The following is a 16,410-nucleotide window of genomic DNA, read 5'->3' on the forward strand; positions in this document are numbered from 1 at the left end:
CCTCCCTAAATAATGGATTTGTACATGCCTATTATCCCCTATTTCCGGATATAAATCAACATGTGCAATACTTATGTTTGAAAAGTTCCTCGAATGTCTTTTCCTAAGTTTCGTTCAGCCCTATTTCAGTATGCATGATTTTAATCATCTTATACTTCAAATTCTCATAGAGTATAGGGGAGTCCTTTTACCGTATTGAAGAAGAAACGGCAAAGGCGGGACGCTCGAATTGAATCGAATAAGAAGCGAACTTTGTCGAAAAATGACAATAAGGGAAAAATTGAACAAAAGTAAATATATGTTAAAAGTCCTATCGTATCCTATTTTGGTGCTGAAAACGATTTCTTTTAAGCGTTTTCAAACGAAATCGCGAAAAAAAATAAAGTTTTTAAGGATTTATTAACGTTTAAGCAGGATTTCCTCGATTTTTGTCGTATTTGTAACTTTATCGATTCAGAAAGTTTAACTTCGCTAAAGCGTTAAAGCGAAGTGAGAGTTTCTGAACCAAGAAAAACTTCCTCTAAATCGCGGTCGCTCATCCTTGAAGTACGTCGATAGACGTTTTTCTTATATCATTTACGTGATACGCGAAAATGAATTATTTTGCGTTACAAAAAAACAAACGGGGAGAGACCAGGATGATCGTTCGGCCCTTTTATTTGTCCGATTATGCGTCGATAACGAGTCTTTTCAGCGAAGTTTTGTCCGAATCCTGTTACGAGGAGACGATGGACGCTTTCGCCAAGCAGCTTTCCTTGGACCCGGATCTGGTTCTTGTTTCCATCGTGAACGATGAGATCGCAGGCATCATCATCGGCACGATCGACCAACGCAACCAGGGCTATTATTACCGGATAGCCGTTGCGACCTCCTACCAGCGGAGGGGTATAGGCAAAGCGCTTATCAACGCTCTGAAGCAGAAGTTCATCCAGCGCAAGGTCAGCAAAATTCTCGTAACGGTGGATGTGCATAACGAGCCGATTCTTCCCGTATATGAAGCGGTAGGCTATACCGACAACAATTTCTCCCGTTCGTTCCGTCACCTGAGAATCGTGAGCGGCCGCTGACGGGACAGGCAACCGCATCGATCCTTCGAAGGGCATATCTTGAAGCCATTGCAATCGGCGTCGAGATATGCTTTTGTATTCGTAGGGACTGCAAAACAAGGCCGGCGGATGTGCCGTTTCCTTTAACGTTCATAACCTTTGTCGAAATAGCTTCGACCGGGGGCTTTTCTTACTACGAAATTCGTTTTTGATATATAATAGGGGTAGTTGTTCAGAAAGGGCTTACTATGAATCCATTTTCTCCATATCAGATCAAAAGCTTCAAGCATGACGGGCATCTGCACCGGATGTGGCTGAAAAACTGGCGCATCCCGGATCCGATGCTCGCTCCGGAGCATCAGGCCGAATCGATGATCGTCCTGATCAACAGCCAGACGCCGATTCGCGAACGCGACGGAAAGGAATGGACGAGCAAAATCCCGTCCGTCACGTTTTTCATACCCGGCCAATGGTTTAATGTCGTATCGCTGCTTGAGGACCAAGGGGTCCGTTATTACTGCAACATCGCCTCGCCTCCTTACGTGAACGGCGGAGTCATTACTTATATCGATTACGATCTGGACGTGATCCGCACACCGGACGGCTATACTCAAATTGTAGATCAGGAAGAATACGAACTGCACAAACAAAATTACCATTACTCGGACGTGGTGGAGCGTAAAGTGAAGCGGGGACTGGAGTCGGTGCTCGGCAGGCTGAAGCGGGAAGAGTCGCCGTTTCGCGATGAGCAGGTGCTCGCCTACTACGAGAGGTGGAAAAACGAAGCGCCGGAGGGATGACATGGGCATTTACGAAAGCCAGGACGGCCGCGAGGCGGTTACGGCCGCCGCGACGGAACAAATTCCAACGCGCAGCGTGGCCGAAGAGCTGTGGGATTGGACGAAATCGATAGCGGTTGCTCTTGTCATCGTGATTTTGCTGAACATGTTCGTATTCAATTTATCCACGGTCAAAGGGCATTCCATGGAACCTACGCTCCGGGAGAAGGAGTGGCTGTTCGTCAACAAGTTGACGTTTCTGATCGGCCATCCGGACCGGGGGGACGTCGTCATTTTGAAAGACCCCGACATGCAGTCGGTCGATCGGCAATATTTGGTTAAACGCGTAGTGGCTACTCCCGGGGACAAAGTGGAGATTCGCGGAGGCAAACTATACGTGAACGGGGAAGCCGTCTCGGAGCCATATACGGATATCAAAATCGAGGACGGCGACCGCGGACCGATCGTCGTGGAGGAAGGGCGCTACTTCGTTATGGGGGACAACCGGCATCAGCTCGCGAGCAAGGATAGCCGGACGTTCGGTACCGTGCCCGAGAAGGCGATTCAAGGCAGGGCGGAGTTCATCCTTTGGCCGCTTCGTCAAATGGGAGGACTGTAGTTGAAGGACGTAACGATCTATACGGACGGGGCGTGCTCCGGCAATCCGGGCCCCGGCGGCTGGGGGGCTATTCTGTTTTACGGTGCGAACCGCAAAGAAATGTCCGGCGGCGAGAAGCATACGACTAACAACCGGATGGAGCTTGCGGCCGCTATCGAATCGCTCGGCGTGCTCAAGGAGCGCTGCAGGGTGAAGCTGTACAGCGATTCCGCGTATTTGGTCAACTGCTTCCGGCAGGGATGGTTTCGCGGGTGGCTGCGGAACGGATGGACAACAAGCAAAGGACAGCCCGTCGAAAATCAGGATTTGTGGAAGCAACTGCTGCATTTAATGGAAACGCATAACGTGGAGTATATTAAAGTAAAAGGACATAGCGATAACGAGTTCAATAACCATTGCGACTTATTGGCTCGCGAGGCGATCAAGCGCCTAACGTGAGGTGAGCATGCCATGAGGTTCACGACGGGGTCGGGGACCCGTGAAGACTGGGCGAAACTGAAAGAGGAAATCCGCGGGGCGCTGCCCGAGCTCGGCATCGACAAAATCGGCTTCGCGTCGGCCGAGCCGTTCACGGAGCTGAAGCATATACTGGCGCGGCACCGGGAGAAAGGGCACGAATCCGGCTTCGAAGAGCCGGATCTTGACAAGCGGACGGATCCCGCGCTAAGCCTGGAGCGTCCGCAGTCGCTTATTTCCATTGCGATCGCCTATCCTTCCAAGCTGTCCGATCCTCCGAAGTCGGAGCCGGGCGCTTACCGGGGGATTATATCGCGTTCCTCCTGGGGGGAGGACTATCACCGGGTGCTGCGCAGAAGAATGGCTATGCTGGAAGCGTTCATCGCGGAGCGTGTGCCGGACGCCCGGATGGAGAGCATGGTCGACACGGGCGCGCTCGTCGATAGAGCGGTGGCCGAACGGGCGGGCATCGGCTGGAGCGGCAAAAACTGTGCCATCATTACCCCGGAATGGGGGTCCTGGGTTTATCTGGGCGAGCTTGTGACGAACATTCCTTTCCCGCCCGATAAGCCGATAACCGATCAATGCGGGGATTGTACGATATGCATCGACGCATGTCCGACCGGTGCGCTGGTCGGCCCGGGACAGTTGAATTCGAGCCGCTGCGTATCGTTCGTCACGCAGACGAAAGGTTTCGTTTCGGACGAAATGATGCGCAAAATCGGCAACCGGCTGTACGGATGCGATACGTGTCAAGTCGTTTGTCCGGTGAATAAAGGGAAAAACTGGACTCACCAGCCCGACCTGCAGCCCGATCCGGACAAAGTGAAGCCGCTCTTGAAGCCGCTGCTGTCGATGACGAACAAGCAGTTCCGCGAGCAGTACGGGGAGATGGCCGCCTCCTGGCGCGGCAAGAAGCCGATTCAGCGCAACGCGATTATTGCGCTCGGCAATTTCCGGGACAAGTCGGCCGTCCCGCTGCTCGCGGAGATGCTGCTCGAGGACGAGAGGCCGGAAATTCGCGGCACGGCCGCCTGGGCGCTCGGCCGCATCGGCGGGCCGGAAGCTATCGCCGCACTCGGCGAAGCGAAGCGGAAAGAAGCTCATCCCGAAGTTATCGAGCGGATAGCAATCGTCGAAGAGGAGCTCTCTGCACAGGAGAATGGACAAGCGTGACGGGCAATAATAGAGCGTAATCAACCGGGAATGACTCAAGGCTGGAGGGAAAGTCGCATGAGGTACGTTGGCATCGAGCAGGTGGAGCCGGGACAATTTTTGGGCAAAACGATTTTTGCCAGCAACGGGACGGTTCTGCTCTCCGAAGGCGTGCAATTGACCGTATACATGATCAACACGCTGAACCGGATCGGCGCCACGATGCTATATATTAAGGACGCTCATTTCGAAGACGTGGAAATTCCCGAAGTGCTGTCCGACGAAACGAAGCGGTCCGTCATGAAGAAAATGACGGAAACGTTGGAAACGATCAAGTCCGGCAAGCAGTTCGATACCCGCTCGGTGAGCATGAGCGTCGACCAGCTGCTGGATGACGTGACGCGCAACAAAGAAGTGCTGATCCAGCTCTCGGACATCCGGACGAAGGATAACGAAGCGTACGTGCATGCTTTGAACGTATGCATGATGTCGACGCTGATCGGCATTAATATGAATTTGAATCAGACGCAGCTGAAGGAGCTGGCCATTGGCGCCCTGCTGCACGATGTCGGCAAAGTCGAGAAGCTCGTAGACGACGAGTCGTCCGATCCGAAGCGCCACCATACTTGGAGAGGCTTCGAGCTGCTGAAGCAGAAGCAGGAGCTGAATCTGCTGATCGCGCACGTGGCGCTGCAGCATCACGAAGCGCCGGACGGGGGAGGTTTTCCCCGGAAGCTGGTAGGCGACCAAATCCATTTGTACGCGAAAATCGTGACAGTCGCGAATATGTTCGACAATTTGCTGTACGACGTGTCCGCAGGGGGCAAACGCATGCTTCCCCACGAGGCTTGCGAGCATATGATGGCACTGGCGGGGACGAAGCTGGACCGGGACGTGCTCATCCATTTCCTGCGCACGGTCTCCGTCTATCCGACCGGCTCGTCCGTCCGTTTGTCTACGAAGGAGACGGGTGTCGTCGTGGGGCAGCATCGCGGCTTGCCGGGACGACCCGTCGTCCGCGTCGTCCGTCAAATCGAGGATCAAATTCAGGTCAAGGAAGTCGATCTGGCCAAGTATACTACCGTTTTCGTCGAAGGCGTACTTGCTTAGCGCTTGCTTTTTTCCATTTGAAGTAAACTCCCCGAAATGCTATGATGAAATGTATTCGACAGCATAAGAAATCGATGTTGGGGTGAAGTTGAATGTGGAGTTGGATTATACCTATTGTGACTCTGATCGTCGGTCTCGTCGGCGGCTTCTTCATTGGGGTATTCTACTTGCGCAAGCAAATGGAAGCGATGCAGGCAAATCCCGAGATGCTGCAGCAGATGGCGAAAAAGATGGGGTATAACTTGAACAAGAAACAGATGCAGCAGGTTCAGGGAATGATGAAAAACCACAAGTGGAAATAAAGGCTGCATCTCCCGCGTAAGCGAGGAGGAGGGATACGGATGGCTGGGGTGAAAGATTACCGTAACGACAACGTAGATCGCAACCGAGAACGGATTGAAGAACATGTCCGGGAAATTTTGCGTCTGATCGGCGAGGACGTGGAGCGCGAAGGACTGCTGGAGACGCCGGCCCGGGTAACCCGGATGTATGAGGAAATTTTCGCCGGCTATTCGGTCGACCCCCGTGAAGTGATGGGAGTTACGTTCGACGAGAATCACCAAGAGCTGGTTATCATCAAGGACATCGTCTACTACAGCCAGTGCGAGCACCATATGGCGCCTTTCTTCGGCAAAATCCACGTCGGCTACTTGCCGAGCGGCAAAATCGCCGGCTTAAGCAAATTCGCTCGTCTGGTCGAAGCGGTTACGCGCCGGCTGCAGGTGCAGGAGCGCATCACGTCGGAAATCGCCGACATTCTCGTTGAGGTGTTGAAGCCGCAAGGGGTTATGGTCGTCGTGGACGGCGAGCATATGTGCATGTGCTCGCGCGGCATCAAGAAGCCGGGCAGCAAGACGGTGACTTCCGCCGTACGGGGACAGTTCGCCTCCGATCCGGCGCTGAGGTCGGAATTTTTGTCGCTCATAAAGGATTAGAAAGAAGAAGCCGGTCTCTGCGGAGGCCGGCTTTTTCGTGTGCGAGGAATCGAATTATTTCAGCTTCCAGATAAGCTGGCCTTTCTTGAACGGCTCGGTGAATGAAAACTCCAACGACTTGGCCGCCTTGTTATTGTCCTCATGGAAAGGCGTGAAACTTCCATCGAACGGGCTGTATCGAGTTATCGCAGTCTAGGTTCAGGACTGCCTCGACATTGACATTGATAATCATTATCAATATAATGAAAATGGTTATCACTACATTGGAAGGAGCGCTGTCCGATGCCGCGCAACGCTGTACCCCGCACCTGGAACCGCATGTTTCCGCATGTATCCTCTGTTGCAACAGGCCCCGATTCGACCGTGTATGCGTCGTCGCTAGGTCAAGGCGTCTATCGAATTATCGGTTCGGGAGAATGGAGCACGCTTGACGAAAATTGGCCCGAGGGTGCCACGGTCAATCGCCTGCTGGTGAGCCGGGATGTATTGACGGCTTGTACGAGCAAAGGGCTGTACCTGTATCGCGGCGGCTGCTGGGAGCCGACCGAAGTTGCCATCCCGGCATACCGGTTCCGCGAAGGAGAGGGAGGTACCATGCTAGCCGCCACCCAGTACGGCATCTGGTGCAGGACCGAGGCCGGCTGGCTAAGCTGGGCGTATGCCGACTCCGCCGTGTACGATCTGCTGTATTTGCCCCAGTTTCTTATAGCGGGCTGCGAACGAGGGATAGCCTTGTACGACCGTTTGACCGGCGGGTGGGTCGATTATGCTCTGCGGACAGCGGTGACGAGTGTCGCGGTTTACCGGGGACATGTGATCGGGGTAGGCGAGCGCGGACAATTGATCGTCGGCAACAAGCGCGGAGGTTTCGATATGTACCGGTTCGGCGGTATGTTCATAATGAGTCTCATTCCGAAAGGACGCGAAGTGTACGTGTGCACCGACAGAGGGCTTTTCCGGCTCGGCCCGGTCCGGGACAACGTTGCACTGCTCCCGATCAGACTCGGCTTTCCGGTGGCCGACGCCGATTGGATCGGCGACACGATCGTGATGGCCACGTTATTCCGTGGGATTCAATGGTTATGACGGAAGAGGGGATGAGCGTGGTAGTCGTCGTCCAGCGGCTGTGTCTTGCGCACGGCTGCGGCAAAAGCATGCTGAGCGGTATCGAGAAATTCAAGCCCCGTTCCGGGAGCGGCGGATGGACATCGATAGAAGTGCTGTCCGCCCGCAGTCCGGAGCAATATGAGGAGTACATCGTTACTACGAGGTGGGAGCCTACGGGCGAGCAGTTTGAACGGGTACATATCGATTGGTACAGCGCGATCATCGCGGAGCTTCCGGCTTCCGGCATCGTCCGTTACGAATGCTCCTGCTACGATACGGTGCTGAAGCGGGAGCAAGACATTTCGCTGCTCGATTTGTGCATGTTTAGGAATTAGGAAATGAGGCGAGGCCCATTTCTGCGGTGGGGGATGTAGACGTCGGGAAAAGGAGGGTATGACGTGCGCTTTCTGCTCATAACGGCGCTTATTTTGCTGCTGGTCAATATCGCCCTGATCGTTCTGTATATACGCGGAGCAAAAAAAGAAAAAGGATAGTCCGATCTGACTTGAACATACGAGGAGTCGAGACGATGAAGGTTATTGTCGTATTTGCAAGCATGACGGGAAATACGGAAGAGATGGCGGATGCCGTCGCGGAAGGGATTCGTGCAGAAGGCGCGGAGGTCGTGTTGAAAAATGTGCTCGATGCGAATGCATCCGAGCTTGCGGGTTATGACGCTTTCGTGCTCGGAGCGTATACGTGGGGGGACGGCGAGCTGCCGGATGAATTTCTGGACTTCTACGAAGAACTGGACGATCTCGACTTATCCGGCAAGCAAGCTGCCGTATTCGGCTCTGCGGATTCTTCCTATCCGGAATTCGGCAAAGCGGTCGACCTGCTGGAAGAGAAGCTGGAAGAGCTCGGAGCGATACTGGCGGCCAAAGGGTTGAAGGTGGAGCTGAATCCTTCCGAGCGGGAGAAGGCCGCTTGCCGGGAGTTGGGCAAACAGGTCGTGCTGGCTGCCGCAGGCGTGAAATGACCGGGCGTAGGATGACGATGAAGGGCGGAGCGGCGTCGGTGGCGGCCAAGGCGGCAGCGGTCGTGATCGAGGACTACAAGCTGGAGGAGCTGCTGCGCCGCCCGTTTCGCAATAATGAGCCTGGAGCGGACTATCCGGGGCTTTGTACGGATATTACGTGGCGGCAAATCGTACAATATTCGGCCAGCCATATCGTGAACGACTACTTCAGCCTCACGCCGGAGCAGCGGTCTGCGGAAGCGATCGACAAGTCGGCGCATCGTCGCTGGAGCAACCGGGCCTACAAATTCGAATCCGCCGACCACTATCACTATATCCGCAATGTGACGGTATCCAACGTGACCCGGTTTCTTTCCGAGGATCGGGACATTGTGCCGCTCGTTCTGTTCGAATCGTTCCGCAGACATATCCCTTCGGTGAATTCCGACATTTCATTCATTACGCAGGTGCTGTACCGAACCGGGAGCGGGAAAGAGTCCCCCTATGTCATCCAAAAATATTTGGTCGATGACGATCCCGGCGTTATCGCAGGATTCCGGCATATTGCCGTTTTGTTCGGCAGCGAAGCTTTCGGATCTCTCCCGGGGCGAATCGAAGTGTTCGGCGTATTGAGCGGCAATCGTTACGTATTCCGGCCTCAACCTGAAGAGATTGCCAAGGCGGCCGATTACATCAGGCTGCTTCGCGACTATATGCCTCGAGCGGAGACAGGGGCGCGGGCTGGGCGGAGTCATACGTCGATATGCGGCAAGTGCGCCTTGCGGAACAAAGGCGTCCGTTCCCCGGAGCATGCGGGTCCGGCGCCCCTGCGGCGTGTTGTGCACTAAGGCATGGAATCTTCGGTCCGGGCGGCGAGCATCGTTTCCAGCCGGCGCTTCACATCCGGCCATTCTTTCTCCAGAATGCTGTAATAGACGGAGTCGCGCAAGTAGCCGTCCGGCATGATGCGATGACTGCGCAGTACGCCTTCGAATACGCCGCCGATCCGCTCGATGGCTTCACGGGAGCGGACGTTGCGGGAGTCCGTCTTCAGTTGAACGCGGATCGCGCCCATCGACTCGAACGCGTGTGTCAGCAGCAGCAGCTTGCATTCCGTGTTTACCCGGGTTCGCCATACCGAAGGGGTCAGCCACGTCCAGCCGATCTCAACGCTGCGGTGGTCGTCGGAGAGGTCGAACAGCCGCGTGCTTCCCAACACCCGGTTGTCACGGTTGTCCATAATCGTATACGGCATTTCCGCGCCCAGTTCGGCGGCCGCGACGGCGTCGGAAACAATCGATTGCATGTGTTCTGGCGATTCCAAGCGAACGGGTATGTAGCTCCAGACGGATTGGCCCCGGGCCGTTTCGTACAAGGCTTCCGCATGCTCCTGCTTCAACGGAACGAGCCGCACCGCGGATCCGTGCAATAATTCAAAGCGCTTATTCAGCATTTGGCTTATCCTCCTGACCGTATCTCGGTATGAACCGATGGTACCTGATCGGGAGACGGGCGAACAGAGCCGATTTTGCCGCTTTTTGTTGTGCCATTTCCTTAAAAGGACGCCCATTTCAGCGGAGACGACGCATCGTTCAGAAACGCCATCGTCCGTTTCAAATATTCCTTTTTGTTCGCTTTATACAACAGCTCGTGCCGGCCTTCGGGCAGCAGCCACAAACTGGATTTCCGCGAGGATTGATTGTTGTAGATCAATTCCGCCACCTCGTGGGGGGCCTTCGCGTCCTTCATGCCGTGGATGAAGAAAATCGGGATCGGATACGTCGTTTCTTTAACCGTCCGGTAAGGAATTTGATCCATGCTCGTGCCGTTCAATATCGGGAAGAAAAAACGGATGAGCGAAAGCGATGGAAAGCGGGGCAAATCGACCTGCTGCTTGATGTTGTGGAACATCGTATCGGGCTCGAGCAGAAACGTGCTGTCGAGAATCATGGCCTCGATATCTTTGCTGTGCAAAGCGGTCTGCAAGGCGGTTCCGGCTCCCATCGAAAATCCCCACACATACGTGTGCTTCATCCCTTGCCGTTTGACAAAGTCGATGGCGCCCTGAAGCTCAAGCGACTCTCGGACGCCTCCGGTTACGGACAGGTCGGGCTGCACGTACCCGTAGTCGAATAGAAGCACATTGTAGTGCTGCTTGTTCAGTTCCTTGGCTAAACTGTAGAAGGGGACCCACAGTTCTTCGCGGTTGCCGCCATAGCCGTGAGAGAAGATGACGACCTTGTCCGAGCCTTCGGCCGGAATGAACCAGCCGTCCAAAGCGCTGCCGCCGTCGCTGCTGGTGAAGTTGACGTCCGTGTACGGAAGGCCTGCCGCCAGAAGCGGGTTGGAGCTGAGCGGAGCGATCGCCGGGCGCGCCAGCATCCAGGCGACATAGCCATGGAACGCCAAGACGGCGCTGGCCGACAAGACGAGGAGCACCGCAATTGGAATCAAAATCCACATTTTTTTGCGGGAGGATCGAATGGTAGCGTTTTCAAATGCCGGTGGACTGTAAGTGACGGATGGAACGGGTGTAGATTCCATGGGGATCCCTCCTTGTTCAAGCTGCAAGAAATCGTTTCGTTGTAAGGAGATTTCTATTAGAAAAAGATGCGCGGAAGCAGAGGACGGCACCTATTCTGTATACGCTCGGTGAACAGTTAGAATGGCGACGAGCCCTTGGCGGCCCGGGTTTGCCGTTATCTTAATATTATTCCTTGAAGCGCGCTCCGGTCAATAGAAACAAAGAAGGAAAAGTGTAGAAAAAGGCAGAGTCAATTCTCTTTACGATTCGAAGGCAGATAAGGTATACTGAAGTAAAACCGGGTTTCATATGATGAAACGCATGGAGCGGATCGAAGATGGACGATACAAAGCTGACTGTACGCGCCGTCGAGAGGGCGCTTGATATATTATCCGTATTTACCGATGAGATCGAGCTCAGCCTGACGGAGATCGCCGCCAAGACGCAGCTCCACAAGAGCACGGTTCACCGGCTGCTGGCTTCGCTCGAGGGTAAAGATTTCATTACGCGCAACGCGGAGACGGAGAAGTACCGGCTCGGCTTCCGTATTTGGGAGCTCGCGGCCAATTTGTCGCAAAGCGACGACCCGGCCCTATTGCTGCAGCCCGAGATGGAGCGGCTGCGCGATTCGCTCGGAGAGACGATCAGTCTCTATGTGCGGGATGGCGGAGAGCGTATCCGGATTCAGGCGGTGCAGAGCAATCAGGCGATCCGCCGCGTCGCTCCGATCGGAGCCAGACTGCCGCTGAATGTAGGCGCGTCCAGCAAGGTGCTGATCGCCTTTGCCGAAAGCGATATCCAAGAACAGGTTCTGGCGGAGCTGGAATGGTCCGGCGCTGCGGAGAAACAAACATTCGTGCGGCAGATGGCCGAGATTCGCCGTGTCGGCTACGCCACGAGCGTGGAGGAACGCGAGCCTGGGGCGGCCGCCGTATCGGCGCCGATTTTCAACCGGGGGCATAAGCTGGTGGCGGCATTGGCCGTATCCGGTCCGTCCAATCGGTTTACTTTGGAGAAAATGAAAGAGCACGCATCGCAAATCATCGAATCTGCGAACCGGATGGGGAAAATGCTGAAATAGCGGCTCCATTCGACTGCAGCGCGCAGCTTGGGCCGTCCCTTTTGATCGAGGGGCGGCTTTTTTTGCCTATATAGAGTTTATAATTTCGGGGTCCCCGCAAAGTACTTGGAATAAGCTTCGAAGCAAGGCTCCACTTTGTGGGGTTATTTTGCCGTCAGCATATTTACGGTGCTGAAAATATTGGTTGTTTCGCAAAGCGGCCGTCAGGGTAATAGTCCGTAGGGCGGCCGTTAACACACGGAAGGAGGGTGATCGCATGTGGGGACTCTTGATCAGCATTCTGATGGCTGTATTAATCGGAACCATCGGGGACGCCCTTGTGAAGAGCAGCATGCCCGGCGGACTGCTCGGCTCCATGATCGCGGGCTTTGCCGGCGGCTGGCTGGGATCGATCCTATTCGGAAGCTGGGGCCCGATCATCGGCGGTTTCGCCGTTATTCCGGCCATCATCGGTACGGCGCTGTTCGTGTTTTTGCTAGGAATGCTTTCCCAGGCGCTGCGCAAATCGGCTTAGCCGGATGACGCCTCGGCGCGATAGCGGCATAATAATCATACATTTCCATTTCAGAAGGAGGAAGCGATATGAAGATGACGGGAACTTGGAAAGGCGTACTGGTTGGTGGAGCGGTCGGCGCGGCCTGCGCCCTGCTGCTCGCGCCCCAATCGGGCCGCAAGCTGCGCGAAAGCATGAGACGCAGCGCCCATGACATGTTCGACAAGACGGCGGATGTGACGCAAAGCGTCCGCGAGAAAACGGCGGAGCTGGCGAAGGACATTCGCGACAAGACGGCAGAGCTTAAGAAAAGCGTGCACGATAAGACGGCGGAGATGGCCCACGAGGCGGCCGACAAAACGACCGAGGCCGTGAAAGCCATCGGCGGCAAAGTCGAGTCGATTTCGGAGAAAACCCGGGATATGGCCGCGTCCGCTATGAACAAGTCGGGGGACGGCGAGGAAGATTCCCCGGATAAAGCGAAAACGACCCATTGAGGCGAAGGCGCCATCGCCCGCCGATTGGCGATGATACGGAGGTGCAAGCAGATGACGAACCCGAATCCGCATTTAAACGTGACCAAGCCGTACGAGGAATTCAATCAAGCGGTCATACGGTTAGGCTTCATGCCTTCCGAGTCGGAAGGGTACAAAGTCGTGCAGCTTACTTTCTCTTCTACCGCGAGGAACGATAAGATCATGTACCGCATTCCGTTCGTTTCCGACGGCTCGGAGCGCATTACGCTGCTCGTCCATCAGGCGGGATTCTCGGGCGAGTGGGCCGGGTGCGACGGTATTCCGGAGCAGATCCGGGAGGAAGCGCACCGCAAGCTGTGCGAGCTTGTCGGCGTTCCGTACGAACCGAGGGGAGCGGACCGGGAGCCGCCCGCGGACAAGGATAACGATTCGCAGTCCGACACGGTTAACGGCATCATGGTCCAGGACGAGCAGGACTTGGTCCGGCTCGGCAAAGAGATGAAAGCGATGAAGACGAATACGGAGCTGGAGCAGGAAGGGATGATCCCCGATCCGATTCAGAACTGACGCCGCGCGGACGGCGTCTTTATTTGTGCCCGATGACGGATAACTTATCCGTCCCGTCTGCAGCACATGAAGTAGCGTGCATTTGTACGTTATTTGTCCGGATACCCGGCATGCTGGCGGATATAGTGTTCATATGTGCCTTATTTTCGCTAATTGGTCCTATTTTGAAGGCGATCGGTCCGCTCGCGAACGGAATAGCGTGCATTTGAACGTTATATGCCCGGATACCCGGCATGCTGGCGGATATAGTGTTCATATGTACCTTATTTTCGCTTATGAGCCTCGCTTGCCGGTTATTTGGCCGCGGGGCCGCAGCTTTATCCAAGCAAGCCGAAACAGGCCTTTCGGCCTGTTCCAGCTTGTTTGCTTGCGAGGCTTTTACATCCCGCGGAAAATGGCTGCCGCTGCAGGTTAACTGGCATCGGCTTCGCGGGTCAGCAAATCGCACCACTCCTGCTCGGTTAAGCACTGCTGCAGCACCCACCGAACGGCGATCGGCTCTCTTTCGTGCCGGACCAGCTCGTCTTCCTTCAAGTAATACCCGTGCTCCCTCGCGACGCGGTAAGCGAGACAGAAATGCTCCGCCGCTTCGACAGCCCGCGCAAGCTCCCCGAAAGCGCCCAGCGTACGGCCGAAGCCGAGCGGATTTGTTCTGGCTTGAATATTGATATTGTAAATCGCTCCATCCTCGCAAACCAATACGTCACTTTCAAAACAACGAATCCGGTGTTTTACTTCCATGACGTTCACCGCCTGTCTCCATTTTGGTTGCGTAATATGTGGTTACTTATCATTACACGCAAAGGGCGGTTTTGAAACCGTTTGCGGCCGATTTGCAGGCGGTTGGACGTTACAGGCGGGAGTCGCGACTGCGGCCGCGCAGCAAATCTCCCGTCCAGCCTTTGCGCCAGAGCCATACGTAGATAAGCGCGGTAATGAGCAAAATGGCGGCACAGCATGCGGCGAAACCGGACGGCCATCCGGCTAGCGGCAGCTTCTCGAAGTTCATGCCCCAAAGCGCCCCGATAACGGTGGCCGGCGTGAACAGCGCCGTAAAGATCGTCAGCGTCTTCATGATCTCGTTGCCGCGGAACGAGGAGACGGCGTCATCCATCGACAGAAGGGTGTCTATGCCGTCCTCGTACGTGCCGAGCAGCCTTTCGATCCTTTCGAGCTGGAGTATAAGTCTGCGGTATTCCGGGCGGTCGGCGATATCGTCCATAAACGCTTCGTTCAAAGCGTCTCCGAGCTCGCGGAAGGGGGCAAGCCGCAAGCTCCATTCGATCAGCTCATGCCGCCGTTCGAGAATCCGGTCCATGAGCACCTTGCGGTTGCGGCTTCTCATTGCGGCCTCCAGGGAGCCGAGACGGGCCTCGTAGCCGTCCAGTCCGGCGTGGAACCGTTGCGCGAGGAAGCCGAGCAGCACGGCGAACGCTTCATGTCCGCCCGTGCAGCGGGCGAGACGTTCCCGCCAGGGCGATTCGTCCAGACGGCCATAAGCGAAAGACGCCGGCATAAGCGTTACTAGGCGTGCCGCCGTTGCGTGAAAATGGATCGCGGCGGCGCCGTCGGGCTCTTCGCCGCCGCTGTGCGCCAACGTCCCGTACAACACCGCTTCGCCGTTGGCCTTCTCCGAGACGACGATCAGGTTGGCGGTGCGTTCCGAAACGCTCCTCAACCAGTCGGCTGTTTCGGAGTCATAATCCGCCATCTCCGTCGCAGCTTGGCCCGAGCGGATCCGGATCCACCTCCATTTCGGTGCGGAAGCCTCATCATGAGTATAATCGTTCATATGTGCCGCTCCTTTCGCAGTTACGTCGAAAAGGCGCGATTCCGCCGGAATACCCGAATGCGGCACGCGCCTTTCTTTACGGCCGCTCAGGGGTCGTCACCCTCAAGCAGCGCTTTCAATTTCTCGGTTGCCCGTCTCAATATGCGGGATACGCTCATCTGCGAGACGTGCAGCTCTTCCGCGATCGCCCGCTGGGATAAGCCGGCTTCGAACACTAGAGCCAATACTTTCCGCTCCTCGGGTTTCAAGCGGACAAGAGCGGCTTCCAAATCCATCCGGTTCTCGATCGTGTCGTACTCGTCGGCGGAAGCGCCGATCAAATCGCCGAGCGTAGAAGTAGAGTCGTCTTCCGAAACGGGAGTATCGAGCGATACGTAATGGTACAGCTCGCGCCCGGCGAATACCTCCATCGTTTCCTCGTATGTGAGGCCGAGGTGGCTCGCGATTTCTTCGACGTTGGGTGAACGCTCCATGCGCATGGTCAGCTCGTCCACCGCCTGCTGCAGAAGAGCGCCCTTTTCTTTGATCCGGCGGGGAACCTGAATATACCAGGACTTGTCCCGCAAAAAGTTTTTCATGTGCCCGATGATGCTTTTCATGGCGTACGGTTCGAACGGGCTGCCTTTACCGGCGTCGAACTGGCCGAATAAACGGAGAAGCGCCATTTGGCCGACCTGTAGCAAGTCCTCATACAAGTCGGGACGGTTGCGGGACATTTTGCCGGCCGCCATCTTGACCATAGGTTCGTACTGCCGGATGAGCGCTGTCGCCAAATCGTCCGTCGGGTTGCGTTGATATTCGAGAATGTTCGCAACGGACTCATTCGGGGAAGGCCATGCCGGATTTACACTCATGCCATCTCCTCACTCCTAGCCAGACGTTTCGTCAAGACGACTTCGGTGCCGGCCCCGCTCAGCACCTCCACCTCGTCCATCAGCGCCTGCATCAAGTATAAGCCGAGTCCGCCGGCCTCGATCTCGCCCAGCGTCTTGCCGTGCAGCGAAGGCGTCGAGCCGGCATCCGGAGCCGGAACGAAGCTCTTGCCTTCGTCCTTGACGATAATGGACAGCGCGCCATCCATGATTAGAAAACGGATCTCCATCATGCCGGGCTGATCGTATGCGTGTAGCACCGCATTATTGCATGCTTCGGAAACAGCCACCTTCATATCCTCGATTTCTTCATACAGAAATCCGAGCTTCGAGGCGATGCCGTATAAGGTCAACCGGACCAGGTCCACATATTCGGCCAAGGCCGGGACGCGAAGAGTAACAGTCGGTTCAACGGGTTTCATCGTTATGCTCTCGATCCT

At 55.5% G+C, this 16,410-nt stretch carries 22 protein-coding genes; 16 read left to right on the top strand and 6 right to left on the bottom strand.

What is annotated here, in order from left to right:
• Positions 1-638 precede the first annotated feature (638 nt).
• The 12 genes from FE783_RS30245 (at position 639) to FE783_RS30300 (ending at position 9,013) form a co-directional block, all read left to right on the top strand.
• A complete protein-coding gene (locus FE783_RS30245; RefSeq protein WP_138883124.1) occupies positions 639-1,067 on the top strand; it encodes a GNAT family N-acetyltransferase in 429 nt (142 codons plus the stop codon).
• A gap of 227 nt (positions 1,068-1,294) precedes the next feature.
• Positions 1,295-1,846 carry a DUF402 domain-containing protein gene (locus tag FE783_RS30250; RefSeq protein WP_138883125.1) on the top strand — a complete coding sequence of 184 codons (552 nt, stop codon included), beginning with the start codon at positions 1,295-1,297 and terminating at the stop codon, positions 1,844-1,846.
• Position 1,847: 1 nt separating this feature from the next.
• Complete coding sequence (gene lepB / locus FE783_RS30255) at positions 1,848-2,444, top strand: signal peptidase I (protein WP_138883126.1); 597 nt, start codon at positions 1,848-1,850, stop codon at positions 2,442-2,444.
• Positions 2,445-2,882, top strand: coding sequence for a ribonuclease HI (gene rnhA / locus FE783_RS30260; RefSeq protein WP_138883127.1), 438 nt, complete (start codon positions 2,445-2,447; stop codon positions 2,880-2,882). It begins immediately after the preceding gene.
• Positions 2,883-2,894: 12 nt separating this feature from the next.
• Complete coding sequence (gene queG, locus FE783_RS30265; protein WP_138883128.1) at positions 2,895-4,076, top strand: tRNA epoxyqueuosine(34) reductase QueG; 1,182 nt, start codon at positions 2,895-2,897, stop codon at positions 4,074-4,076.
• 57 nt (positions 4,077-4,133) lie between these two features.
• Entirely contained in the window at positions 4,134-5,165 is a 1,032-nt protein-coding gene (locus FE783_RS30270; RefSeq protein ID WP_138883129.1) for an HD-GYP domain-containing protein, read from the top strand.
• A gap of 92 nt (positions 5,166-5,257) precedes the next feature.
• Positions 5,258-5,467 carry a YneF family protein gene (locus tag FE783_RS30275; RefSeq protein ID WP_138883130.1) on the top strand — a complete coding sequence of 70 codons (210 nt, stop codon included), beginning with the start codon at positions 5,258-5,260 and terminating at the stop codon, positions 5,465-5,467.
• Between the two features lie 39 nt (positions 5,468-5,506).
• Entirely contained in the window at positions 5,507-6,100 is a 594-nt protein-coding gene (folE, locus tag FE783_RS30280; RefSeq protein ID WP_138883131.1) for a GTP cyclohydrolase I FolE, read from the top strand.
• Between the two features lie 282 nt (positions 6,101-6,382).
• Positions 6,383-7,186, top strand: a complete 804-nt coding sequence (locus tag FE783_RS30285; protein ID WP_138883132.1) for a hypothetical protein — start codon at positions 6,383-6,385, stop codon at positions 7,184-7,186.
• Positions 7,183-7,542, top strand: coding sequence for a hypothetical protein (locus tag FE783_RS30290; RefSeq protein WP_138883133.1), 360 nt, complete (start codon positions 7,183-7,185; stop codon positions 7,540-7,542). Before FE783_RS30285 ends, FE783_RS30290 begins: the two co-directional genes overlap by 4 nt.
• Positions 7,543-7,736: 194 nt before the next feature.
• Complete coding sequence (locus FE783_RS30295; RefSeq protein ID WP_138883134.1) at positions 7,737-8,186, top strand: flavodoxin; 450 nt, start codon at positions 7,737-7,739, stop codon at positions 8,184-8,186.
• Complete coding sequence (locus tag FE783_RS30300) at positions 8,183-9,013, top strand: hypothetical protein (RefSeq protein ID WP_138883135.1); 831 nt, start codon at positions 8,183-8,185, stop codon at positions 9,011-9,013. The genes FE783_RS30295 and FE783_RS30300 overlap by 4 nt, the downstream gene beginning before the upstream one ends.
• Here the strand turns inward: FE783_RS30300 and FE783_RS30305 are convergent.
• Positions 9,010-9,618 (bottom strand): GNAT family N-acetyltransferase, encoded by a 609-nt coding sequence (locus FE783_RS30305; RefSeq protein ID WP_138883136.1) that lies wholly within the window; start codon positions 9,616-9,618, stop codon positions 9,010-9,012. The genes FE783_RS30300 and FE783_RS30305 overlap by 4 nt on opposite strands.
• A gap of 101 nt (positions 9,619-9,719) precedes the next feature.
• Positions 9,720-10,709, bottom strand: coding sequence for an alpha/beta hydrolase (locus tag FE783_RS30310; protein ID WP_138883137.1), 990 nt, complete (start codon positions 10,707-10,709; stop codon positions 9,720-9,722).
• A gap of 317 nt (positions 10,710-11,026) precedes the next feature.
• Between FE783_RS30310 and FE783_RS30315 the strand changes: the two genes are divergently transcribed.
• The 4 genes from FE783_RS30315 (at position 11,027) to FE783_RS30330 (ending at position 13,306) form a co-directional block, all read left to right on the top strand.
• Entirely contained in the window at positions 11,027-11,770 is a 744-nt protein-coding gene (locus tag FE783_RS30315) for an IclR family transcriptional regulator (protein ID WP_138883138.1), read from the top strand.
• A 256-nt stretch (positions 11,771-12,026) separates the two neighbouring features.
• Positions 12,027-12,284 (top strand): GlsB/YeaQ/YmgE family stress response membrane protein, encoded by a 258-nt coding sequence (locus FE783_RS30320; RefSeq protein ID WP_138883139.1) that lies wholly within the window; start codon positions 12,027-12,029, stop codon positions 12,282-12,284.
• A 68-nt stretch (positions 12,285-12,352) separates the two neighbouring features.
• Positions 12,353-12,760: a YtxH domain-containing protein gene (locus FE783_RS30325; RefSeq protein WP_138883140.1), complete on the top strand. Its 408-nt coding sequence runs from the start codon at positions 12,353-12,355 to the stop codon at positions 12,758-12,760.
• A gap of 51 nt (positions 12,761-12,811) precedes the next feature.
• Entirely contained in the window at positions 12,812-13,306 is a 495-nt protein-coding gene (locus tag FE783_RS30330) for a hypothetical protein (protein WP_138883141.1), read from the top strand.
• A gap of 411 nt (positions 13,307-13,717) precedes the next feature.
• On the opposite strand, the gene FE783_RS30335 is transcribed toward FE783_RS30330, so the two are convergent.
• The 4 genes from FE783_RS30335 to rsbW form a co-directional block, all read right to left on the bottom strand.
• Entirely contained in the window at positions 13,718-14,047 is a 330-nt protein-coding gene (locus tag FE783_RS30335) for a hypothetical protein (protein WP_138883142.1), read from the bottom strand.
• Positions 14,048-14,156: 109 nt separating this feature from the next.
• Positions 14,157-15,098, bottom strand: a complete 942-nt coding sequence (locus FE783_RS30340; RefSeq protein WP_138883143.1) for a magnesium transporter CorA family protein — start codon at positions 15,096-15,098, stop codon at positions 14,157-14,159.
• Positions 15,099-15,184: 86 nt separating this feature from the next.
• Positions 15,185-15,952 carry a sigma-70 family RNA polymerase sigma factor gene (locus FE783_RS30345; RefSeq protein WP_138883144.1) on the bottom strand — a complete coding sequence of 256 codons (768 nt, stop codon included), beginning with the start codon at positions 15,950-15,952 and terminating at the stop codon, positions 15,185-15,187.
• Positions 15,949-16,392, bottom strand: a complete 444-nt coding sequence (gene rsbW / locus FE783_RS30350) for an anti-sigma B factor RsbW (RefSeq protein WP_138883145.1) — start codon at positions 16,390-16,392, stop codon at positions 15,949-15,951. The genes FE783_RS30345 and rsbW overlap by 4 nt, the downstream gene beginning before the upstream one ends.
• Positions 16,393-16,410: the final 18 nt, after the last annotated feature.

Origin of the sequence: Paenibacillus mesophilus (genome assembly GCF_005938385.1) — a bacterium.
Lineage (GTDB): Bacteria > Bacillota > Bacilli > Paenibacillales > NBRC-103111 > Paenibacillus_AB > Paenibacillus_AB mesophilus.